This is a genomic window from Rugosimonospora acidiphila (genome assembly GCF_039543385.1).
Taxonomy (GTDB): domain Bacteria; phylum Actinomycetota; class Actinomycetes; order Mycobacteriales; family Micromonosporaceae; genus Rugosimonospora; species Rugosimonospora acidiphila.
In genome coordinates this window covers 219,909-241,799 of the sequence record NZ_BAABJQ010000002.1, presented here as the reverse complement: position 1 = coordinate 241,799, position 21,891 = coordinate 219,909, and the positions used below count along the sequence as shown (strand labels likewise).

The window sequence follows — 21,891 nt, the reverse complement described above, 5'->3', positions numbered from 1 at the left end:
GCTCACCGCACACCGACGCAGACGGCCACCGGCCCCACCGTGGTCTCCAGCACCACGCTGGCGAGCGGGTGCCCCGCGCAGCGCAGCCTGGCCGGATGCCCGGCATCCGCCGCCTCCGCGCTCAGCGGGGAGGTCGGCCCGAGGCCGAGCTTGCGCGCCGCCTCGCGGCAGGTCCACACCCGGAACGCCGCCGCGTGCGGCGGGTCACCGTTCGCACCGGGCAGGCCGGCGAGGTACCCGGCCAGCGCGGCGTCGGCCGCGCTCAACGCGGGAGCGGCGGCGCCGACCAACTCCCAGTCGACGGCCACCAACGGCGTCCCGGCCTCACCCGTGGTCCCGGTGGTGCCGACGACCCCCGCGGCGCCGGTGCCGTTCGCACCGCCGGTCGTGCCGGCACCGCTTACATGGCCGGGCGTGCCGGCGCCGGTGAACGTGGCGACCAGCACGTGACCGTCCAGGTGGCTGGCCGAGAGCGTACCCGCGCCCGCGGCGAGCAGCCGCCCCGCGCCGGTGCGCGTTACCGCCTGACCGGTCAGCCAGCCGGCCACCGAAAGGGTGCGGTCGTGATCGGTACGGCCGGCCCGTGCCACCGCCAGGTCGACCGTCCACTGTGGATCAAGCCGACGCAGGGTCCGGGTCAGCTGCGCGCCGAGCAGCTCGATCGGCAGCCTCGGCTGGGCCAGCTCTGAAATCGCGCGTAGCCGCAACTCCTGCCAGTACTCCACGGGCGCGCCGGTCGCGTCGGTGACCGCCACGTCGAACAGGTACTCGTCGCCGTCCTCGCCCAACTGCCGCGCGGCAAGCGTCAGGGTTCCCTCCGGCGGCCGGTACGCCCGGATCGCGCGCACCCCGACGGGCAGCACCCGCCGGTCCGGCACGCAGCCCTGCAGGATGTGCAGGAACGCGTCCCGGGCACCGGGGTCGCCCAACACCAGCCGCTGCCCGAGGAACGCGCCGAACCAGCGAGCCTGCCGGTCGGCGGCAATCTCTCCGGAGCACCGGTACGCGGACAGCGCGTGGAAGCCGAGGACCCGCTGGAACCTCGGGCCGTGGAAGAACAGCGGCCCGTACAGGTGTCGGGCCGGCATCAGCTCACCCGCCGGCGGCGGACCGGGCGGGGCCGGCGCGTCGCCGGGGTCGGCATACCTGGCCCGGAAATGGTCGACCGCGAAGCCGGTCTCCTCGCCGCGCACGGCCAGCTCGACGCCGCCGTCCTCGCCGGCCAGCGCGGCCACCCGCAGGCCCTGCCGGCCCCGGTCCGGTACGGTGATCGGCCGGTCCAGAGCCACGTCGAAGAACCCGATCCGGCCCGCACCGGCACCGGGCATCCCGGCCCGCGGGGAACCACCGCCCAGCGCCGTGGCCGCCTGGGCCATCGCCTCCAGCGCGATGACCGCCGGCGCGACCGGCATGCCGTCCACCCGATGGTCACCCAGGTACGGATCGGTGCCCAGGGACAGCTCGGCGGCCACCACCAGTTCGACCGCCGGGGTATGGGTCAGCGACGATTCCAGGAACCGGGCGTCCGGCGCGGTCGCCGGAGCGCCGCCGGTGTCCCAGCGCAGCGTCGGGGTGTCCGGCAGCCGTCCGGCGACCGTGACAGTGGGCGGCAGGTCCGGCGCGGCCAGCAACCGCAGCAGCAGATCAACGCCCTCGGCGGTCGGGATCGGGACCAGGCCCTGGCGGGTCAGCCCGTCCAGCGCTCCCAGGTGCACCCCCATCCCGGTCTCCGCCCAGGCGGACCACTCGATGTTGAGCCAGCGCACCGCCGGTGCCGTGGCGGCCAGTTGCTCGCAGCGGCGGGCCAGCCACTCGTTGGCGATCGCGTAGTGCGCCTCGCCGGCCAGGCCGGTCCGGCCGATCACCGAGCCGAAGGCGACCGCGAACCGCAGTTCCGTGAGGTCCAGCGCGGCGAGTACGTTGTCCAGCCCGGCCGCCTTGGGCGCCAGCGCCGCCCGCACCCCGGCGGCGTCCAGCTCGCGGATGGGGGTGGGCACGTTGTACCCGGCGGCGTGCAGCAGCCCGCGCACCGGGCCGTGCCGCTGCCGTTCGGCGCCGAGCACCGCGGCGACCGCGTCCGGGTCGGCGACGTCGACCTGCCGGTACGCCGCGGTGCCACCGGCGTCGACGATCCGCCTCAGCGCGGCGCGCACCGTCTCGTCGGCAGCGGCCGACCTGCCGAGCAGCACCATCCGGGCCCGGGTGGCGGCGGCCAGAGCGACCGCACACTCCAGCCCGATGCCCTTGGCGCCGCCGGTCACCACGCACGTCTCGGCCTGGCCGAGCCCGATCCGGGCATCCTGTCGGGTCGGTACCGCCAGGGGCCGCAGCGCCGGAGTGCTCCGGCCGCCGGCCACGCCCAGCACGATCTCGGCATACCCGTCCGGGTCCTGCTCGGCCTCGGTGGCGGCGGACGCGATCCCGGCCGGGGTGGGCGGCGCCTCGACCACCAGGACCGGCACCTCCGGTGCCTCGACGGCCAGGCTGCGCCCGACCGCCGCGCCCACCCCCGCGTGGTGCAGCACGACCAGCGGCCGGCCGTCGCGCTGGCAGGATCGCAGCGCGTCCACGACGTCGCCGACCGGTACCGGGCCGAGCCCGGGTGGCAGCGCGAGCAGCCGGGTGAGCTGCCCCTCGCCGGGACCGGTCGGGAACGCCTCGCGGATCGCCGCGGCCAGCGGGTGGCCGGACAGGTCACCGACGATCTCCCACCGGCGCGGTACGGGCAGTGGGGCGGGTGCCGGGACCGGTCGGGCGGCGAACACCCGTACCCAGTCGGCGATCCCGGCCACCACCGGCGGAGCCGCCTCGGCCGGCGGCAGGGCGGCGATCGCGTCGGCGAACTCGGCCACGGTGGCGGTCGCCATGCGCAGCGGCGCGGCCGGTACCGCCCGGCCCAGTACCCCGGCGACCTCGGCGGCGAGCTGACCCACCCGCAGCGAGCTGAGGTGCAGGTCGGCCAGTAGCCGCACGTCCGGCCCGATGGCGGCGGGGTCGAGTTCGGCGGCGGCCGCCACCCGGGCCACCACGGCCGCGACCGGATCGGCGCTCTCGGCGGGCGACTGGGCCGCCGGAGGGGCCGCGTCGGGTGCGGGCACCTCCGGGACGCCGGTGGCAGTCAGCTCGCACGGGTTGGTCAGCAGGGTGCGTGGCGCGTCGAGGTCGTACCGGCGGTGCGCGCGGCGGGCGAAGTACGGCTCCGCGCTGGAGAAGGCGCCGGCGGCGAACAGCGCGGCGGTGGCGGTGGCGACGCCGTCGGCGCTGGGTGCGCCGGCATCCATCGGTACCGCGCCCGGGCCGGCCAGCCCGGCGAGCACCTGCCCCGGCCCGACCTCGACCAGCAGCTCGGCTCGCAGCGTGGCGAGCGCCTCGCGGAACCGCACGGGCGCGGTGAGTTGCCGGACCAGCAGCTCCACCAGGTCCTCGTCGGCCAGTCGCTCGCCGGTCACGGTGGAGGCGACCGGCCGGTACGCGGCCCGCCAGTCGATGGCCGAGGCGGCGGCCTTGACCCGGCTCGCGGCCGGCGCCATCAGCGGCGAGTGGAACGCGTGCGGTACTGGCAGCCAGGTCGCGCCGATCCCGCGCCGGGCCGCGTGCGCCACCACCCGGCTGACCGAGGCCCGGGTACCGGAGACCACTATCCGCCGGTCACCGTTGTCGGCCGCGACAACGGCGTCCTCGCCGCGCAGCAGCTGCTCCACTGTGGACAGATCGGCGGCCAGGTTGGCCATGCCGGCCGGTCCGGTGTCGGCCGCCGACATCGCCGCGCCGCGCGCGGCGGCCAGGCTGTACGCGTCGGCGTCGTCCAGCGCCCCGGCCCAGACCAGCGCGCCCAGTTCGCCGAGGCTGTGCCCGAGCGCTTCGTGCGCGCGCACCCCGAGGGTGTCCAGCCAGCGCAGCCCGGCCAGGGCGGCCCGGATGATGGCCGGCTGCGCCACCGCGGTGTCCACGGCGGCCTCCCGGTCGGCCGGCAGCGCCAGCGCGTCGTCGTAGCCGGGCGGCAGCTCGTCGAGCAGGTGCGACAGCGCGCCCGCGTCCGGGTAGCACGGCGAGGCCTGTCCCGAGAACAACAGCCCCACCCGCAGCGGCCGGCCGACGACCAGAAACACCCGGCGGAACCGGTCGAGAACCACCCGGTCGCCGGCCTCCAGCCGGGCCAGCGCGGCGTCGGCCGCGGCGGCCAGCTCGTCCGGGGTGGCCACGGCGGTGGCGAACCGGGCCGGCGCCTCGCCGCGCTCGGTGCCGGCCAGCGTGGCCGCGAGGTCGGTGAGCTGGCCACGGGTCATTCCCCGGGCGGCGTCGCGGATCCGCACCAGCCGGGCGGCCAGCTGCTCGGGCCGGTCCGCGGTGCAGACCACCAACTCCCGGTCGGGGTGCCGTCCGGCGAGGCCGCGGTCCCGCCGGGTGAGCCGGTGCCGCCGGGTGGGCGCCACGCCGCCGACCACCACGTGCGCGTTGATGCCGCCGAAGCCGAACGCGCTGACCCCCGCGTACCGGTCCGCGGTGCCCCACGGCCGGGCCTCGTCCAGTACCCGCAGCGAGCCGCCGGAGCCGGCGATCATCGGGTGCGGCTCGGCGCAGCCGGTCGTGGGTGGCAGCACCTCGTGGTGAACCGCCAGGGTGGCCTTGATCAGCCCGGCCACGCCGGCCGCGGCCTTGGTGTGCCCGATGTTCGCCTTGACGCTGCCCAGCGCCGCGGTGTCCGCGCCGGGGCCGCGCACCGCCAGCAGGGCGCCCAGTTCGGCCAGGTCGCCGACCTCGGTGCCGGTGCCGTGCGCCTCGATCAGGCCCACCCGCCGCGGATCCAGCTGGGCCCGCTCGTATGCGCGGAGCAGGGCCAGCCGCTGCCCGGCCAGCTCCGGCCGGGTCAGCCCGCCGTTGCCGTCGCTCGAGGTACCCCAGCCGCGCAGATACGCGTACGGGGTCAGGCCGGCCCGGCGGGCGTACTGCTCGCTGGCCAGCACCACCACCCCGCAGCCCTCGCCGGGCAGGAACCCGGTCGGCCGGCGGTCGAAGATGCGCATCTCGTCCCGCGCCAGAGCACCCAGCCGGGCGAAGCCCACCAGCTCGAACGGGTCGAGGCTGAGGTCCACCCCGCCGGCCAGCGCGACGTCCAGCTGACCCTCGGCCACCGCGGTGGCGGCGGCCGCCACGGCCAGCAGCGACGAGGCGCAGGCACCGTCCACCGTGTACCCGGTGCCGTGGAAGTCGAAGTGGTTGCAGACGCGGCCGGCGATGGTGTTGGCCAGCGCACCGGCCAGCGTCTCGTCCGAGGGCACCGGGAAGGGCTCCTTGAACCGCCGCTCAACCAGCCCCACCACGCGGTCCCGTTCGGCAACCGGGGTACCGGCCTCGGTCAGCGCGTCGGCCACCGCCCGGCGCACGTACGGCCAGCGGGTACGCAGCAGGGCGGCGCGGGAGAACTCACCGGTCAGCGAGTTGCCCAGCACCACGCCCACCCGGTCCCGGTCCAGCCCTTCGCCCTCGGGCAACCCCGCCGAGGCCAGTGCGGCGGCGCTGACCTCCAGCGCGAGCCAGTGCGTCGTGTCGACCGCGCGGTAGGTGCCGCCCGGGATCCGGAACCGTTCCCGATCGAAGTGCCACCCCTCGATGAGTCCGGCGTGCGTGACGTAGGTCCGGTCCGGCTCCGTGCCGCCGTACTCCGACAGCGGCAGTCGCTGTGGCGGGATGCGACGAAACGATCGGCGCCGGCCCAGCACGTTCTCCCACAACTGCTCGGGGTCTTCGGCCTCCGGGTACCGGCAGGCCATTCCGACGATGACGACTGAGGGGCTCATCGCTGCCGCTACTTCGCCGGCGGTACCACGGAGACCGGGGTGCGCTCGGGTTCGGGAACCGGTGGGCTGGCGTCGGGTACCACCGGCCGGCCCGGCATGACCGATTTCGCCTGCCACCGCTGCCGGGCGAAGGTGAGCACGAACCGCCCGGCGCACACGATGGTCAGCGCGTAGAAGAAGCCGAACGTGATGTGCAGCGCCACCAGCGCGCCGTACACCAGGGCCGTGGACGCGCCGAACACCACCTGGTCGCGGGGGCGCTTCGGGGTGGTCTGCGGATCAGTGATCATGTAGTTGGTGAACAGGATGAAGGCCACCCCGGTCACCACGAACAGCTCGGAGACCAGCGAGTCGGGCAGGAACGCCGCGCGCAGCAGCGCCTGCAGGACGAAACCGCCGACCCAGCCCAGAATCAGCGGGGTGCGCCGGGTCAGCTTCGCGTTCAGCATGGTGCCCAGCACCAGCACCAGGGCGGCCAGTCCCCAGTCCGAAACGAAGCTGTAGTACTCGGTGAACTGGTACGGCGGGGCGATCGCCATCCAGGTGAACACCAGCAGGGTGGTGCTGATGCCGAGGTTGCTCGGGTTGAAGAAGTGCTTCGGTATCCCGCCCACGGTCAGGCGCAGCACGTACTTGCTGGAGATGGCAACGGTCACCGCGAACACGGTCGGCCACAGCCGTTCGTTGCCGTACAGCAGCATGGCGCAGGCCAGCCCGGCGATGTGCGCCGGCAGCAGGAAATTGACCAGATTCACCCATCGGCCGAGATAGCGCGGCCTGCGGTGCCTGGCCCAGGCGTCCACCGTCTCCAGCACGATGCTCAGCGCGTACGCGACGAGGACCGCCACCACCGGGGTGAGGTACGCCTGCTCGAAGCCGAGGAACAGGTGGCCCAGCACGTTCAGCGCGGTGATGGAGAGGGCGAACCGGCGCAGAGCGATGAGTCCGGGATCGGTCTTGGGGCGGGCGGGTGCGCCTGGGTCGCTCATGCCAGATCCTCGCTTCGCTGCGGTCCGGCATGAGGCACACGCGCGCTGCAACTCCGATTCCTGATCCTCACGGGAGGAGCGGCTCCGCCGCGCTCGCCAATTCCACGCTCGCTCATGGTGTGCCTCCTGTCCTTGACGACGACGAGGGTGTGCGGGCAGCGGTGTCAGCCGGCCGTGCCCGGCGTGAGCATCAGGTCGTGCCAGCCCTCGCTCAGGGTGGTGCCGATGCTGTGCGGGCCGGTCGTGTCCCGCCAGGTGACCGTCACGGACACCGGCGCGGAGCTGGGCGCGCCGAGCCCGAACAGCAGCTCGGGCGCGTTGACCCCGGTGTGCCCGTTGGCCGGGTAGAGCTGGGCGCGCGACACCGTGCCGTCGGCCTTGGTCACGGTCACCGAGGCGCCGATGGCGGGGCGGGGCAGCGCGCCCGGGGCACCGGACACCGGCGGCAGCAGCAGCCGCAGCCCGAGGTATCCACGCGCCGGCCCGGTGTTGTGCAGGAACTGGGAGTTCGCCCACTGGTTGGCCATCAGCACGTCGGGCCGGCCGTCATGGTCCACGTCCCCGATCGCGATGCCGCGGCTGACTCCGGGGTTGTCGATGCCCAGCTGTTTGGCGATGTCCACGAACCGGCCGTCCGGGCCGCGTACGAAGAACGGGTCGCGCTGGTGCCCGGCGATGTCGGTACCGGGCGGGAAGTCCGGCCACGCCCACGGCTCGCGCACCGGGAGGTCGTTGGACATCGCGAGCTCCTGCAGCTCGGCCCAGCGGTTGGTGGTGCCCTTGACGAACCCGACCGCCTGGACCAGCTCGTCGGTGCCGTCCCCGTCGAAGTCGGCCGCCTTGATGTCCCAGCCCCAGCCGCTGCGCGACAGGCCCAGGCTTTCGCTGTCGTCCCGGTACGGCGCCTTGCCCCCGACCAGCGGACCTGTGCTGGTGCTGACGAACGCGAAGTTGCTCTCCTGCAGCCCGTGCTCGGTGGTGATGTTGCTGACCAGGATGTCCGGCCGGCCGTCGGAGTTGAGGTCGGTGTAGGTGACTCCCATGCTCTTGAACGAATCGCCGCCGATCACCTTCGACTTCGGTTCGGTCGCGTCTCGCGAGCCGGTCAGCGTGCCGAACCGGATATCTCCCGGGATCGACCGGTTGAGCAGCAGATAGTCCGGGCCGAAGTCGTTGGCCACGTACAGCTCCGGAAGCCCGTCGTTGTTGAGGTCCTGCGCGCCGGTGGCCAGCGTCCACGCCCGCGACTGGTTGGTCGTCAGCGCGTCCGACTGATCGGTGTAGTGGGGCACCCGCACGCCGTCGACCACGTCGATGTGGTCCAGCCGCAGGATCGCGTTGCGCCCACCGTTGGCCGCGTCCGACATGGAGTCCTGCATCTGCATCAGCGGATCGTGGTTCGCGTCAGCGTTGAGCACCTGGGCGCCGTCGGGGAAGTAATTGCCGATGAACAGGTCGAGATGCCCGTCGCCGTCGAGGTCCACCACGTTGGCGGTGGTGCTGTTCCAGATCTGGGTCGGATCCGCCGCCACGTTGACGGCCAGGAACGCCGACGCGGACAGCGCGGTGCCCGGTCGGCGCAGCAGCGCGACGGGGGTGCGGCCCCAGAAGTACACCAGCACGTCGGTATACCCGTCCTCGTTCAGGTCGGCCGGTACGCAGCCCATCGGCGCGGTGGTTTTCGCGTCGAACGCGACACCGCTGTACGCCAACCGGATCGGTGGGTAGCCGTCGGCGCGTGCGGGTACCGGCCGGATCGTCACCGAGTCATCGCGCGGATCCACCAGGCACGCGTCGTTGGGCAGCCCGTCGCCGTCGAAGTCGGCGAGGCCGGCGCTGGCGCCGACCGCGGAGATCCACGACTGGAGGTGGCGCAGTTCCGGCTCCACCACGCGCTCGGTACGCGCGCCGGGTGGCGGGCTGTTGAGGTCGCTGATGGAAAAGGAGAATCGGGAGGCCAAGGTGTTGACTTCCGCGGCACTGGCCCCGGGTATCCGCGTGGCGACGCCGGCCGCTACGCAGAGCGCGACGGCGAGCAGGGCGACCGTGGCGTGCCGGGCGCGGAGCCGAACGTCCATTTCGCATCCCTCTTTCCGTTCTCCGGGTGGTCGTCGTGATGGGTCTCGCACCGGTCGGAAACAGTGCCGCCGCGCGCGGCGATCCGCGCGGGCTCAGCCGGTCAGCGCGACGGTGGCCCGTCGCTGCACGGCCAGCCGCCAGCGCCGGTAGTGGGTGGCGTCGGCGCCTGGAACGTCCAGCCCGCGGCGGGCCTGCCAGGTCCACGCGGCGGCCTCCTCCAGCGTGGAGTTCGCCAGAGCCTCTACCGCGGCGCGGGCGTGCGCGGGAACGGAGCCGGACAGTCGCCAGGCCTCCGCGCCGAACGCGGCGCCCTGAGCGGCGGCGGCCCGGTGCGCGCCGGTCAGCTCGGCCAGGCGCCGCAGCGCTTCCGGCTCCACCCCGCCGGCGTACGTCGCGGCCAGGGCGATGCCGCTCCACACGTCGCCGCGGTGCGCCTCGGGCATTCCCTCGACGTAGCTGCCCAGGACGTCCGGGTCCGCGCAGGCGCGGAACCACAGGCTGCGCCCCACCCCCTGGTACTGGATGTCACAGGTGGGCGGGCAGGAGGAGGGGTGCGCCGACCACCGGGCGAACCTGCGCGGGGAGGCGAAGAACGACTGGCAGAAACCCACGCCATCGTAGGCCAGCCAGCGCAGCAGCGGGGCATCGCCGGTGGAGCGCGGCAGCCGGTGCCGGTACAGCTTGGCCATGCTCCAGCCCACCCCGACGTGCACCAGGTACGCGTACCGGCCGTCGTACTCGGCGCGCAGCCGGGCCAGCCGGCGGGTGCCGGCCGGGGTGAGCGCGTCCAGCAGGGCTGCGGCCATGCCGGCACCCTCGGCGGCGAAACCCCTGCGCACCGCCGGCACCGGCGACAGGTCGGGTGGCTGGCCGGCCGGGCTGGCCAGTTCGGCGTTGAACCCGTCCAGGAACGCCCCGGCCGCACTCTCCAAGGTGGACCGGGTGCCGGCCGGGGTGGTCCGGAAACCACGCTCGACGAAGTCCACCATGGTGGGTTTCAGTGCCAGTACCCGTCGCCATCCGGCGGGAGTGGGAAGTCGTCGGTTGACGTGTGTTCCGGTCATCGCGGCTCCTGGAGGCTGTCCGGTCCCGTACGCCGTGGGACAGCCTGCCAGCCGCGAGTTGAATGTTTCTGTAGCCCGCTGGAGTCCGATTCAGGCCGATGCGTCGTCGGCACCGTGGCGCCACTGCCCAGGCAGGCGCGCGTGCTCGCGCCGGGGGGAGTGGCGGTGAGGGTGAGAGGACGCGACGGGGGGCCGTCAGTGCGCCGGGGCGGCGGGGTGGATCAGTCCGGCTCGACGGCGGAGTTCGCCCGTGCCCAGCTGTCGCCGCGCTCCTCGATGTCGGCGATGGACAGCTCCTCGCGGGGAGTCGCCAGCGACCAGGCGTGCCCGAAGGGATCGCGCAGCATCGCGTACCGGTCGCCCCAGAACTGGTCGGCCGGCGCCTTCAATTCGGTGGCTCCGGCGGCGATCGCGCCGGCGAACACGGCATCCACGTCGTCGACATACATGTGCAGGGTGACCGCCGCGCCTCCCAGCGCGGTCGGCGTCTGGTCGCGTGCCGGCGAGTAGTCGTCGTGCACGAACAGTCGACCGCCGTTGACCAGAAGCTCGCAGTGCATGATCCGGCCATCGGGCCCGACATTGCGCAGCAGTTCGTCGGCGCCGAACACGGTCCGGTAGAACCGCACCGCCGCATTGGCGTCGGAGACCGTGAGCTGCGCGGTCACGCCGGGGAATTCGGTCGCGCTGCCGATCGTCATGAGTTGATTATCGCCCGGCACCGCGCCGGCGCGGTGGATTCTCGCCGCCGTTGCGCGCTGGGCGCAACGCGGAAAACTTTCATATCATCGCACTGAGTTATCGTCGGTCCGGTCCGAGGCCGCAACCGACGGGATTCATCGATTCTCTTGACATCGACAATGGTTGCGTGACAGAAGGGACGGGTGCGACCTGACCGTAATCCGCGAGGTGTCCACGGCGGCCCGCGGTGCGCGTCCGCTCAGGCGAGGTGGCCGGGCAGCCGGTCGAGGCAGTCCGACCAGCCCTGGTGGTGTGCGTCGACCGCGTCGGCGGGCAACTGCTCGTGGGCGAGCCGCAGCTCGGTCAGGTCGCCGTCGCCGAGCAGCTCGATCCTGACCACGCTGGTGTGGTCGTCGCCGTCCCACCGCCAGGCGAACGCGCACTCGCGCGGCGGCTCCACCTCGAGATACTCGCCGGACACCGCCATTTCGGGCGTGCTGGCGGCGATCCGGTACTGCCCGCCGGGCCGGAGGTCGAGCGCGGCTGAGGTCTTGAAGCTCGGCGGCCAGAACCACCCCGCCAGCTCGTCGGGGTCGGTGAACGCGCGCCACACGCGCGCCGGCGGGGCATCGAGCGTGCGCCCGATCCGCACCACCCCCGGGGCCGCCAGTTCCTTATCATTTTCTATAGTCACGTTCGGGATTATTCACTTCATCGATCGGTCGTCGCAAGCCACCGCGCCCGAGAACGGCGCGAGGCGCGGCGGCGCCGGTCGGCCCGGCCGGTGCCCCGGAGCGGCCCCGTGACCGGGCCCCGGGCGCCGGGGCTGCGCCGCGCGGGGTGGGTGCTCTCGGTGAGCTGCGCGAGCCTGTCGCGTACGACCCTGGTGTCGGTGATCCGCGTGCTGCGCCGCCGTGGCGGCTCGCGCGAGGTGTGGTGCGAGGACACCGTGGCGTTGCTCGCCCGGCTCGGGCCCTCGTTCATCAAGTTCGGTCAGCTGCTCAGCACCCGGCGCGACCTGCTGCCGGAGGACTGGTGCGAGGCGCTGTCCCGGCTCACCCGCGACGTACCGGCGCCGCCGGCCGCCGAGATCGCCGTGGTGCTGGGAGTTCCCGACCCGACCGTCACGCCGGCCCCGTACGCCTTCTTCGACTGGGCAGCGGTGGCCAGCGGCAGCATCGCCAGCGTCCACCGGGCGCGGCTGCCGGACGGCCGGCGAGTCGCCGTGAAGGTGCGCCGGCCCGGCATCGACACCGCGATGCGCGCCGACCTCGCGCTGATGCGGGCCTGCGCGCGGCTGGCCGGAGGGCTGCCCGGCCTCCGGCGAATCCCAGTGCGTCAGATGGTCGGCCAGGTCGCGGACGCCGTGCTCCGGCAGCTCGACTTCGTGGCCGAGCGGCGGGCACTCGGCGAGCTGGCGGCGAACTTCCGCGACGACGAGGCGGTCCGGGTCCCGGCGGTGTTCGAGGAACTGTGCACGCCAGACCTGGTGGTGATGGAGTACGTGCCGGGACTGGTGAGGTACCGGCCCGACGGGCTGGACCGCGACCGGCGCGCCGCCGTGGTCGCCCGGACGCTGCGCGCGGTCTACCGGATGCTGTTCCTCGACGGCCTGGTCCACTGCGACCTGCACCCGGGCAACCTCTACCTCACCGCGGACGCGGGCATCGTCGTCCTCGACGCGGGCTTCGTGGTGCGCCTGTCCGACCGGGTGCGTCGGCTGTTCGCGGGCTTCTTCCTCAACATGGCGCTGGGGCGCGGGCCGCGCTGCGCGGACATTGTCATCGAGAGCGCGTCGATGGTGGATGACCGCTGCGACCTGCCGGGTTTCCGCGCGGCGATCGTCGCCCTGGTCGAGGAGGCCAGCGGCACCCGGGCGGCCGACTTCGACCTCGCCCGGTTCGCCGGGCGGTTGTTTTCGTTGCAGCGCCGGTACGGCCTGTACGCCGCCGCCGAGTTCGTCTTCCCGTTGCTGTGCCTGCTGGTGGTGGAGGGCATGGTCAACGAGTTCGACGCGGGCGTCGACTTCCAGGCGCTGGCCATTCCGGTGCTGCTGGAAAGCCTGGTCACGCCGATCGAGCGGTAGGCGGGTCGCCCTTCCGACGCGGGGCTGTTGTCCCTTGTGCCCCGTGGAGGGGGTCACTTACTATTTCGACAGTAATCGCTGTACGTCTATGGGGGAAATGGGGGAGTGTCACGATGACAGACCAGCGAGATGCGGAGGGGAGCGGTGCGAGTCGCCGCGATGTCCTGAGAACGGCCGGCCTCGCCGCGGCGGCGATCGGTGCCACCCAGCTCACGGGCCAGGCGGCGGCGAGCGCCTCGGCGGCCGTCGACCCGTCGGTTCGTCTCGACGTCGTCGATTTCGTCGACGGGTTCTACGTGCTCGAGGCGCGGGCCCGGGTCGCCGGCACCGCGATGAGCGCACCGCTGCGCATGCGCGACGGGCTGAACGTGGAGGTCACCTCGGGCGCGGGCACCATCACCGAAGATCCGTACACCGGTGACATCCTGCTCAAGGCCGAGGTCGGCGAACAGATCTCGGCGCGCGCCGTGATTCCGGCGGACACCGCGGCCGCGCGGGCCGCTGGGGTGAAGGCCAGTGGATCGGTGGGGGGCGACAGCACGCCGCTCGTGACCTACCCGGGCGACCTCGCGGATCCCGAGGCTCGGGTGGCGATGGCCGGTGGCGGCGCCTGCGTCTCGGCCCTGTCCGGGGAGAGTATCGGCGCGCTCATGACCACCATGGCCGCGCACATGACCGCCGAACGGCAGGACGCCGTCGCGGCCGTCGGAGCGAACACCGTGACCTCGCAGCTGCGGGTGCGTGCCGCGGTGATGGGCAACGTGATCCCGTTCAGCGCCACGCACCGCGAGATCCGCTGGCGCCACGCGCGGTACTACGGCAGCGATGACGTCCTGGGCCTGCTCCGCTTCACCTACCAGCAGGACAAGCTCTCCGCCGTGACGATGGACAGCCTCGGCGGGGCCAGCTTCTTCCCGGCCAGCGCCGAGAATGTCCTCTACTGTCGGATGGAGATGCTCGACCTCGGCGGCTCGGCCATCTCCACCGACCCGATGCGGCTGCCGAACCCGTCGATGAACTGGCCGGTCTACGCGACACCGATGCAGTTGTCGAGGCCGATCACGTTCTACGACGAGGCGGCACCCGACCGCGAGGTCATGCAGATCATCAAGAACGAATTGCGGCTGTACGACTACAACGGAGTCACCATCAAGAAGCTGGCGGCCAAGACCCTCGCCTCCGGCGTCCTGAAGACCGCGTTCCAGGTCACCAACCAGACGGAGACCCCGTTCACGGGTCGGTGGATGATGATCGGTGACCACACCGATGTCACGTTCGCGAGCACGGACGCTCCGCTGACCCTGGGCCCCGCCGGCTCCAAGACGGCCACCCAGGTCGTCGAGGTCAACGCGCCGATCCGCAAGCGCCTGGTGTCGCAGCGGGTGGCGTTCGCGGTGATGTCGCTGTCCGAGCCGGCGGTCCTGGGCATCACGCCGATCACCTTCAAGTTCCCTGGTGCGTAGCACCCACTGTGAGGGTGCCGGGCCGCCGCCCGTCGGTGGCCCGGCACCCTCGGGCAGGTGGGTCGGCGTGGACACCACCCCGGCGCCGTACCTGGCCGTGGTGCAGGCCGACCTGCCCGGAGCGGACCCCGACGCCTGCGCCACCGTGCTGCGTGCCGTCGTGCGCGGCGTCGAGGGCGCGGGATTCGCGGCCGGGTTCGGGCCGCCGCCGGCACCCACGGCGACGTACCTGCTCGGCGTCTCGGCGCGGCTGCTGAAGGGGCCGTGGACGCCGTGGCGCGACGACGCCGACGATTCCAGCCGTTGGGGCCGGCCGGTGCGCTGCCCGGCGTCGCTGCGCGCGATGCAGGCCAAGCGTGACAACGACTTCCCGTCGTTCCGGACCGACCAACAGCGCGTCGGCCACGAGACGGACCTCATCGCCCTGCTGGAGTCCGCCGACCCGGAACAGCTGTCCCGAGCGGTCCGGGAGATGTCCGGCCCGCTCGGTGGCGCGGTCCGCGAACACCGCGGGCAGCTGCGGCCCCAGGGCCGTGATCCGTTCGGTTTCCACGACGGCGTCAGCAACCTGCAGGACCTGCGCGCCGAGGACCCTCGGCGGTACGAGGAGCACCTGATCCACCGCGAGGCGGATCTCGACCTCGAGGGTACGTACCTGGTGTTCCGCCGGTACCGGCTGTTCCCGCAGCGAATGCGTGACCCGGTGGTGGTGCCCGACGATCGCGGCGAACAGACCAGGACGCTCACCCCGGAGCAGGTGATCGGCCGGTGCCGGTCCTGCGGCAGCGTGCTGGACGCGGACACCGGCGACCACCTGCCGAGGCGGGCCGGTGAGGCCCAGGGCGCCTCGGCGTTGCGGCAGTCCCACCTGCGCAAGGCAAACCCGCGGGGCCGCGGGCTGACCAACTTCGGCCACGAGGTGGTGCCGCCCGACGTCCGGCTGCTGCGCCGCGGCTATCCGACCAGCGACCCCGAGGGCCTGCTGTTCCTCGCGTTCCAGGCGGACATCCAGGACGGCGGGTTCGAATTCATCCACAACGAATGGCTGCTGTCGGACTTCAACGGGGCTCCCGATCCGTTGCTGTCACCCGAGGCGGGCCTCGTCGAGCCACTGACCGGCTGCTACTACTTCGTACCCCGGGCGCAGCGCGACCTCGGCGAGGTGCTGCGCACGCTGGTCACCAGCGCGCCGGTGGACGGGTTCGACGGCCTCGCGACCGCGACTACCTGAGTCCGAGCAGTGTCGTGCAGCGCAGGACCGCGGCCGGGTCGCCCTGTGCCTTCATCAACCCGCTGATCACCGCGTCGAACGCGCTCACCAGCTGCGCCCCGATCCGGATGAACGTCACGGCGTCGGTGGTGATCACGAGTACCGGGTCCGGCGCCGGGCCGCGCGCCGCCTTGGCCGTACCCTGCTCGACCGAGATGTGGAACGCCTCGCCGTCGACCCGGAACTCGTAGCTCTCGGTCACCTCCGGAATCCGGCGGGCGTCCATCATGGCCTGTACCGCGAGAAAGCCCCACGCGGCGCGGCTGGCCTCGGTGCTCGCCGCCTCCTCGGTCAGCCGGCCCATGCCCCAGTGCGCCAGGCCGAGGATCGGCGGGCCCAACTGCTCGCCCAGCGGGGTGAGGCGGTAGCTCCTGCCCCGCTTGTCGTTCGGGACGACCTCGGAGGTGATCACTCCCTCGTCGGCCAGCATGCGCAGGCGCTCGGTGAGGATGTTGGGTCCGATGCCGGGCAGGTTGTCGAAGATGTCGTTGAAGCGACACGGCCCGATGAGCAGCTCCCGCAGGATCAGGATCGTCCAGCGCTCACCGACGACGTCCAGCGCGGAGGCGAGTCCGCAGAACTGCCCGTAGTGCCGCCGCTCCGCCATCGTCCTCCTCCCGATTGCTCACTTTTCCTAGCATAGAACGGCGCCACGCCGCGACCGCGCGGCGGCCGGCGCCGCTCATCGCGTCCCGAGGCGCAGCCGGGCCACCTTGCCGAACTGCCCCTTTCCGCCGAGCATGCCGGGCAGCCGGGCCAGGTACCTCTGGCGCTGCGGCTCGTAGTCCACCAGGTACCACTGGTCGAGCAGGACGATGCCCTCCGCCCAGGTCTCCAGCTCCGCGCAGTCGTCGCACCCCCACCGGAACACCGCACCGGTCCCGGCCACCGTGGGGTTGAGCCTGGTGTTCTTGACAGTGAACGTGCCCAGTACCTCGACGACGAGCTCGGAGCCCGGGAACCGTTGCCGGATGGCCAGCACGAGGTCCCTGACGCTCGACTCGTCCAGGTACTGCAACAACCCCTCGGCCACGAACAGCATGGGTCGGGTGGTGGCCGCCGGGGGGATCCGATCCATCCAGGCGAGGTCGGTGACGGAGCAGGTGACCAGGTGGTTGCGTGCCGACTCACCGATCAGCTCCTGCCACAGGGGCCGGATCTCCGCCAGGTCGACGGAGAACCACTGCGCCTGGGCGTTGTCCAGGCGCAGCGCCCGGGTGCACAACCCCGCCCCGAGGGTGATGACCGTACCCTCCGGGTGCCGGCGCAGGAACTCCCGGACGGCGTTGTCGATCAGCCAGGTACGGACCGGGATCGCCCAGCGCATCCGCCAGTCGTCGAACTTGGCGAAGTCGTGGTCGATCCGCTCGACGAAGGACACGGCGAACTCGTCCGCGAACAGTCGGTCCGGGCGGGCGGTCTCCAGGGCCCGGTGGTAGAGCGTCAGCAGCATGGTCTCCGGTACCCCGGTGAGTTTGGTCTGGCCGTTCACACGTTCCTCCCGGTCAGTCGGTGTCACGCGGCGTGGTCGAGCCGGCGGTGGGCGGGTTCGCGAGCCGGTACACCGCCTCGACGCGTCGGGCCAGTCCCGCCACGGTCGGGGACTCCAGCAGGGTCAGCGCGGGCAGGTCGACCTGGAACAGCTCGTTGAGCCGCGATAGCACCTGGGGGATCAGGATGGAGGTGCCCCCGAGGGCGAAGAAGTCGTCGTGCACGCCGAGGCGGTCGATCCCCAGCACCGTGTGCCAGATGGTGGCGATGGCGGCCTGCACCGGCGTGTGCGGCGCGGTGGGCCCTTCGCCGGCCGGAGGTGGGGCGCCGGCGACGGGCGCGCCGTCACCGGCCCCGGCAGCTCCCTCGCCGCCCGGTCGGCGAGCCGGCCCGCCGTTCGCTGATGCCGGAGGGCCGCCGGGCGCCGCCGGTACCGGGTCGCGGGCCGCCGCCGGTGTCGGGTGCGCGCCGTGGGCCGGATCGGCTCGGTCGATCCAGTAGCGTTCGCGCTCGAACGGGTAGGTCGGCAGCGGCACCCGGCGCCGCCGCTGGCCCGCGTGGTACGCCGTCGCGTCAACCCCGCATCCCGCCAGCCAGAGCCTGCCCACCGTCGCGGCCAGCACCGCCTCGTCGGAGCGCCGACCGGCGCCGGGGGAATCCGGCAACGAGCCGAGCACCGCGCGGCCGGGCAGGTGGCCCAGGTACGGGCGCGCCAGGTTGCCCAGCGTGTGCCCGGGGCCCACCTCCAGCAGGACGCCGTCGGTACCGTCGATCAGCTCCTTGACGCCCTCGGCGAACCGTACGGTGCCGCGTAGCTGCCGGGCCCAGTACCGGGGATCGGTCGGCTCCCGATCGGCGACCCAGGTACCGGTGACATTGGAGACGTACGGAATCCGGGGCGGGTGCCGTTCGATGCCGGCGACGAACCGGGCCAGGTCGTCCATCACACCGTCGACCGCCGCCGAGTGGAAAGGCAGCGACCCCCGCAGGCGGTGGCCGGTGACACCGTCGCGGGCCAGCCGCTCGGCGAGCCCGTTCATCTCGGCCGCCGGGCCGGCCACCACCAGCTGGGCCGGCCCGTTGACCGCTGCCAGGCAGACCGCCGGGGACAGGTACGGCCGGACCTCGTTCTCCGACAGCGGCAGGGCGAGCATCCACCCGGCCGGCAACCGGCTCATGAGCTGCCCCCGGTAGGCGACCAGCCGTAGCGCGTCCTCCAGCGAGAACACGCCGCACACGCAGGCCGCCACGTACTCCCCGAGACTGTGCCCGATGCAGGCCGCGGGTTGGATTCCCCACGACATCCACAGCCGCGCGAGCGCATACTCCACAGCGAACAGGGCGGGCTGGGTGAGTTCGGTGCGGTCGAGGTCCTCGGATCGGGATGCCGCCGGGTCCGGGTACACCACCTGCGACAGATCCTCCGCCAGCACCGGTCGCAGGATCTCGGCGCAGCGGTCGAACTGCCGCCGGAACACCTCTTCGGTCCGGTACAGCCCGGCGGCCATCCGAGCGTACTGGGTGCCCTGCCCAGGAAACAGGAAGGCCACGTCGCGGCCGGCCGAGCCGGTGTGCGCGGTGAGCACGGACGGATCGTCGGGTACGCGCAGCGCGTCGACCGCCGACGAGGCGTCCGGGCACACCACAACCCGCCGGTACGGCAGATCCGCGCGCCCGACCCGAAGTGTGTAGGCGACATCGGCCAGCTCGAGTTCGGGGTGCCCGGCCAGGTGCTCCGCGAGCCGCGTCGACGCGGCCTCCAGCGCGGGTCGGGTGCCGGCGGCTAGCTGAAGCACCTCGTGCGCGCGCGCCCATTCGGCGGCCGCCGCGGGCGGGGCCTCCTCCAGGATGACGAAGGCGTTGGTGCCACCCATCCCGAGGCAGTTGACCCCGGCCCGGCGGGGGCCGGGGCCGCCCGCCCAGTCGGCGAGCAGGTCGTTGACGTAGAAAGGGGAGTTGTCGAAGTCGCAGGCGGGGTTCGGTCGCCGGTAGTGCAGGGTGGCCGGGATGAGCCGGTGCTCCAGGGCAAGCACCGTCTTGATCAGTGAGATGATTCCGGCCGCCGCGTCGGCGTGGCCGATGTTCGTCTTCACCGACCCGATCGCGCAGAACCGCGTGGCCGGGGTGAACGCCCGGAACGCGGCCGACAGCGCGGCCACCTCGATCGGATCGCCCAGCGGCGTTCCGGTGCCGTGCGCCTCCACATAGGACAGAGTGGCCGGATCGATGCCGGCCCGGGAGATGGCCTCGACGATCGCGCGGGACTGACCTATCACGCTGGGCGCGGCGAAGTCCGCCTTGGTCGCGCCGTCGTTGTTCACCGCCGACGCCTTGATGACCGCGCGGATGTGGTCGCCGTCGTTGAGGGCGTCGGTCAGGCGTCGCAGCGCCACGACGCCCGCACCGCTGCCGAAGACCGTTCCCGCCGCCCCGGAGTCGAACGCCCGGCAGTGGCCGTCCGGGGAGAGCACCCCGCCCTCCTGGTAGCGGTACCCCGACGCCTGCGGTACCCGGACCGAGACGCCGCCGGCCAGCGCCAGGTCGGACTCCATCGTCAGCAGGCTCTGGCAGGCCAGGTGAACCGCCACCAGGGCGGTCGAGCAGGCGGTCTGCACGCCGATGCTCGGACCGGTCAGATCGAGCTTGTGAGACACGCGGGTGGGCAGGAAATCCTTGTCGTTGCCCAGCACGGTCAGCAGGTAGTCCTCCCGCAGTTGCGGCAGGAGGTCGCCGAACAGCAGGTAGGTGCCGATCGAGGCGCCGGCGTACACGCCGATGGAGCCGTCGAACTTGGCCGGGTCGTACCCGGCGACCTCCAGGGCCTCCCGGGCACACTCCAGAAAGATCCGTTGCTGCGGATCGATGCGGCTGGCCTGCTGCGGCGGGTACCCGAACAGCCGCGCGTCGAACCGGTCGACGTCGGCCAGCACGGGCGCGGCCCTGACATAACGGGTGTCGCGCAGCTCCTCCGGGCGCACCCCGGCCGCAAGGAGCTGTTCATCGTCGAAGAACGAAATGGACTCGACGCCGCGGCGCAGGTTGTCCCAGAACTCCTCGACGTCGCGGGCACCGGGGAACCGGCCGGACAGGCCGACGATCGCGATGTCCAGCTCGTCCTCCGGCCCGGCGGTCACGGCATCCGACCCCGCCGCTTTTTCGCCAGGCCGTCCCCCCGCCGCCGCTGTCCCCGCAGGAGACTGTCCTGAAGGGACGGTGCGGTACTGGCGACGCCGTCCCTCTCCGCAGCGTCCGCCGCCGCCTGCCCGCGCGCCGCTTCCGTTCCCGGATCGCCCGGCGGTTCCGGATCGCCGCTCGGGTTCGCGGGCGGCGCCGGTGGAAGGGGCGGCGCCGGCGGAAGGGGCCGCGCCGGTGGAAGGGCCCGCAGCAACTCGGTCATCGCACGGATGGTGGGCCTCTCGAACAGGCCGATCTCCGAGAGGTCGGTGCCCAACTCCTCGTTCAGCCGGGCGCTGACCATGACCGCGTCGAAGGAGGTCCCGCCGAGTTCGAAGAAGTTGTCGTCCACGTCGAACTCGTGGACTTTCAGCACGTCGAGCCAGACGGCCTCGATCGCCCGCTGGATCCGCCGCGAGCGCGCGGCCTCAGTGTCCACGCGCCGCCCCGGCGGTCCGTTCGCTGTCCGGCGCCTCACCGTCCGCCAACTCCCCGGCGCGCGGTTGCGGTGGGTCGGCCGCGCGCGAGGTGACCAGCGGGACGAAGACCCTGAAGATGGGTGCCAGTCCCTCGCCCATGTTGGTGTTGGCGATGAAGTTGGGCATGCGCTGGCTGAGGAACACGCCCAGCACCGGGTTGTCCGGGTCGGGGTCGTACCAGAAGTAGGTCATCTTCATGCCGAGATGTTCCAGGGTGCCGCCGCGCTGGCCGTACGGGGTGATTCGCTTGCGGTACCCGAACCCCATCGTGTGCCCGTGCCCCTGATCCTTCACGAGCAGGCTGACGATCCGGGGCGAGAGTACCCTCCGGGAACCGAACAGGCCGCCGTCGCGCAGCATCCTGAGGAAGTTCAGCAGATCGTTGACCGACGAGAACATCCCGGCGTCCGGATTGACGAAGCGCCACCCCGAGCGCAGCCTGTCGCGCACGCCGCCCGGGCCCGACGCGATCTCCGGGGGAAACCGGCCGTCCTTGGTGATCAGCACGAAGTCGGCGACGCGGGCGCGCTGCTCGTCGGTCACTCCCTCGTCGAGGCGCTCGTCGACCTCGGGATCGCCGGTGCGGCCCGCGATGAAGAAGGAGTCGGACATCTCCAGCGGGGTGAACAGTCGCTGCCTGATGTACTGGTTGACCGGTTGCCCGGTCAGTTGCTCGACGATGCGGGCGAGCAGGATGTGGTTGACGGTGGCGTAGGAGTACTCCGAACCGGGCGGCGGGGTGGCCCTCACCGGGTAGGTGCGCATGATGTGCAGGCTGACGCCGTCGAGGTCGACGCACCTGGCGGGCTGGCAGCGGCCATTCGCGTGGACGTACTCGTTGGTCAGCGCCGGTGCGCCGAGCCACTCGGAGGTTGGCCCGAGGTCCAGCGGGCCGGCGCCCGCGGCCGGTGGCGGCCCGGCCGGATCGTTGCAGGAGGTGCGGGGCCAGTCGGTGTAGTGGCGGGTGTGCGGCAGTCCGGAGGTGTGCTGGAGCAGGTGCCTCAGCAGGATCCCGCGCCGGAGCGGATCGAGCGCGTAGAAATCCATTCCCGGAAGGGTGAAGACCGGGGTCTCGATGTCGAGCATCCCGCGCTCCTCCAGCGCGAGCAGCACCGCCGCGGCGACGAACGGCTTCGTCATGGAACCGATCTCGCAGATGGTGTTCACATCCCACGCCTGGCCGGCGCTGCCCAGCAGCCGGCCGTCCTCTTTCGTCTCGGCGCCGAAGGCGGTACCGGGCAGGTTGTCCGGGTGGGCTGCCTGATAGGTGCTCATTTCCTCGGTGACCCGGCGCCACCACTGTGGCTGGTTCATCAA

At 72.6% G+C, this 21,891-nt stretch carries 14 protein-coding genes; 3 read left to right on the top strand and 11 right to left on the bottom strand.

Annotated features, from left to right (window positions below):
* Nucleotides 1-2: 2 nt before the first annotated feature.
* The 6 genes from ABEA87_RS04015 to ABEA87_RS03990 form a co-directional block, all read right to left on the bottom strand.
* On the bottom strand, nt 3-5,798 hold the full coding sequence (locus ABEA87_RS04015; RefSeq protein WP_345626142.1) for a type I polyketide synthase: 5,796 nt from the start codon (nt 5,796-5,798) through the stop codon (nt 3-5).
* Nucleotides 5,799-5,806: 8 nt separating this feature from the next.
* Complete coding sequence (locus ABEA87_RS04010; protein WP_345626140.1) at nt 5,807-6,787, bottom strand: enediyne biosynthesis protein UnbU; 981 nt, start codon at nt 6,785-6,787, stop codon at nt 5,807-5,809.
* A 164-nt stretch (nt 6,788-6,951) separates the two neighbouring features.
* Complete coding sequence (locus ABEA87_RS04005; protein WP_345626138.1) at nt 6,952-8,865, bottom strand: CRTAC1 family protein; 1,914 nt, start codon at nt 8,863-8,865, stop codon at nt 6,952-6,954.
* Nucleotides 8,866-8,958: 93 nt separating this feature from the next.
* Nucleotides 8,959-9,930, bottom strand: a complete 972-nt coding sequence (locus ABEA87_RS04000) for a DUF1702 family protein (RefSeq protein WP_345626136.1) — start codon at nt 9,928-9,930, stop codon at nt 8,959-8,961.
* 221 nt (nt 9,931-10,151) lie between these two features.
* Nucleotides 10,152-10,631 carry a VOC family protein gene (locus ABEA87_RS03995; RefSeq protein WP_345626134.1) on the bottom strand — a complete coding sequence of 160 codons (480 nt, stop codon included), beginning with the start codon at nt 10,629-10,631 and terminating at the stop codon, nt 10,152-10,154.
* A gap of 239 nt (nt 10,632-10,870) precedes the next feature.
* Nucleotides 10,871-11,305, bottom strand: coding sequence for an SRPBCC family protein (locus ABEA87_RS03990; protein ID WP_345626132.1), 435 nt, complete (start codon nt 11,303-11,305; stop codon nt 10,871-10,873).
* Nucleotides 11,306-11,413: 108 nt separating this feature from the next.
* On the opposite strand from ABEA87_RS03990, the gene ABEA87_RS03985 reads away from it, so the two are divergent.
* The 3 genes from ABEA87_RS03985 to ABEA87_RS03975 all read left to right on the top strand — a co-directional run bounded on the left by ABEA87_RS03985 (nt 11,414) and on the right by ABEA87_RS03975 (nt 15,391).
* Nucleotides 11,414-12,697 carry an ABC1 kinase family protein gene (locus ABEA87_RS03985; RefSeq protein ID WP_345626130.1) on the top strand — a complete coding sequence of 428 codons (1,284 nt, stop codon included), beginning with the start codon at nt 11,414-11,416 and terminating at the stop codon, nt 12,695-12,697.
* 113 nt (nt 12,698-12,810) lie between these two features.
* On the top strand, nt 12,811-14,160 hold the full coding sequence (locus ABEA87_RS03980) for a hypothetical protein (protein ID WP_345626128.1): 1,350 nt from the start codon (nt 12,811-12,813) through the stop codon (nt 14,158-14,160).
* A 67-nt stretch (nt 14,161-14,227) separates the two neighbouring features.
* Complete coding sequence (locus ABEA87_RS03975) at nt 14,228-15,391, top strand: Dyp-type peroxidase (RefSeq protein ID WP_345626126.1); 1,164 nt, start codon at nt 14,228-14,230, stop codon at nt 15,389-15,391.
* Here the strand turns inward: ABEA87_RS03975 and ABEA87_RS03970 are convergent.
* The 5 genes from ABEA87_RS03970 to ABEA87_RS03950 form a co-directional block, all read right to left on the bottom strand.
* Nucleotides 15,384-16,037 (bottom strand): winged helix-turn-helix transcriptional regulator, encoded by a 654-nt coding sequence (locus ABEA87_RS03970; RefSeq protein WP_345626124.1) that lies wholly within the window; start codon nt 16,035-16,037, stop codon nt 15,384-15,386. The two genes, ABEA87_RS03975 and ABEA87_RS03970, sit on opposite strands and share 8 nt — an antisense overlap.
* Before the next feature lie 75 nt (nt 16,038-16,112).
* Nucleotides 16,113-16,922 carry a class I SAM-dependent methyltransferase gene (locus ABEA87_RS03965; RefSeq protein WP_345626122.1) on the bottom strand — a complete coding sequence of 270 codons (810 nt, stop codon included), beginning with the start codon at nt 16,920-16,922 and terminating at the stop codon, nt 16,113-16,115.
* A 13-nt stretch (nt 16,923-16,935) separates the two neighbouring features.
* Nucleotides 16,936-20,055, bottom strand: a complete 3,120-nt coding sequence (locus ABEA87_RS03960; RefSeq protein ID WP_345626120.1) for a type I polyketide synthase — start codon at nt 20,053-20,055, stop codon at nt 16,936-16,938.
* The gene (locus tag ABEA87_RS03955) at nt 20,052-20,534 is read right to left on the bottom strand and encodes a phosphopantetheine-binding protein (RefSeq protein ID WP_345626118.1); all 483 of its coding nucleotides are present in this window, start codon (nt 20,532-20,534) and stop codon (nt 20,052-20,054) included. The genes ABEA87_RS03960 and ABEA87_RS03955 overlap by 4 nt, the downstream gene beginning before the upstream one ends.
* On the bottom strand, nt 20,524-21,888 hold the full coding sequence (locus tag ABEA87_RS03950) for a serine hydrolase domain-containing protein (protein WP_345626116.1): 1,365 nt from the start codon (nt 21,886-21,888) through the stop codon (nt 20,524-20,526). Before ABEA87_RS03950 ends, ABEA87_RS03955 begins: the two co-directional genes overlap by 11 nt.
* Between the last annotated feature and the right edge of the window lie 3 nt (nt 21,889-21,891).

Coding starts and splice junctions, on each gene's coding strand:
- ABEA87_RS04000 (WP_345626136.1), bottom strand. CDS start 9,930: ATGACCGGAACACACGTCAACCGACGACTTCCCACTCCCGCCGGATGG.
- ABEA87_RS04005 (WP_345626138.1), bottom strand. CDS start 8,865: ATGGACGTTCGGCTCCGCGCCCGGCACGCCACGGTCGCCCTGCTCGCC.
- ABEA87_RS03950 (WP_345626116.1), bottom strand. CDS start 21,888: ATGAACCAGCCACAGTGGTGGCGCCGGGTCACCGAGGAAATGAGCACC.
- ABEA87_RS04010 (WP_345626140.1), bottom strand. CDS start 6,787: ATGAGCGACCCAGGCGCACCCGCCCGCCCCAAGACCGATCCCGGACTC.
- ABEA87_RS03995 (WP_345626134.1), bottom strand. CDS start 10,631: ATGACGATCGGCAGCGCGACCGAATTCCCCGGCGTGACCGCGCAGCTC.
- ABEA87_RS03970 (WP_345626124.1), bottom strand. CDS start 16,037: ATGGCGGAGCGGCGGCACTACGGGCAGTTCTGCGGACTCGCCTCCGCG.
- ABEA87_RS03980 (WP_345626128.1), top strand. CDS start 12,811: ATGACAGACCAGCGAGATGCGGAGGGGAGCGGTGCGAGTCGCCGCGAT.
- ABEA87_RS04015 (WP_345626142.1), bottom strand. CDS start 5,798: ATGAGCCCCTCAGTCGTCATCGTCGGAATGGCCTGCCGGTACCCGGAG.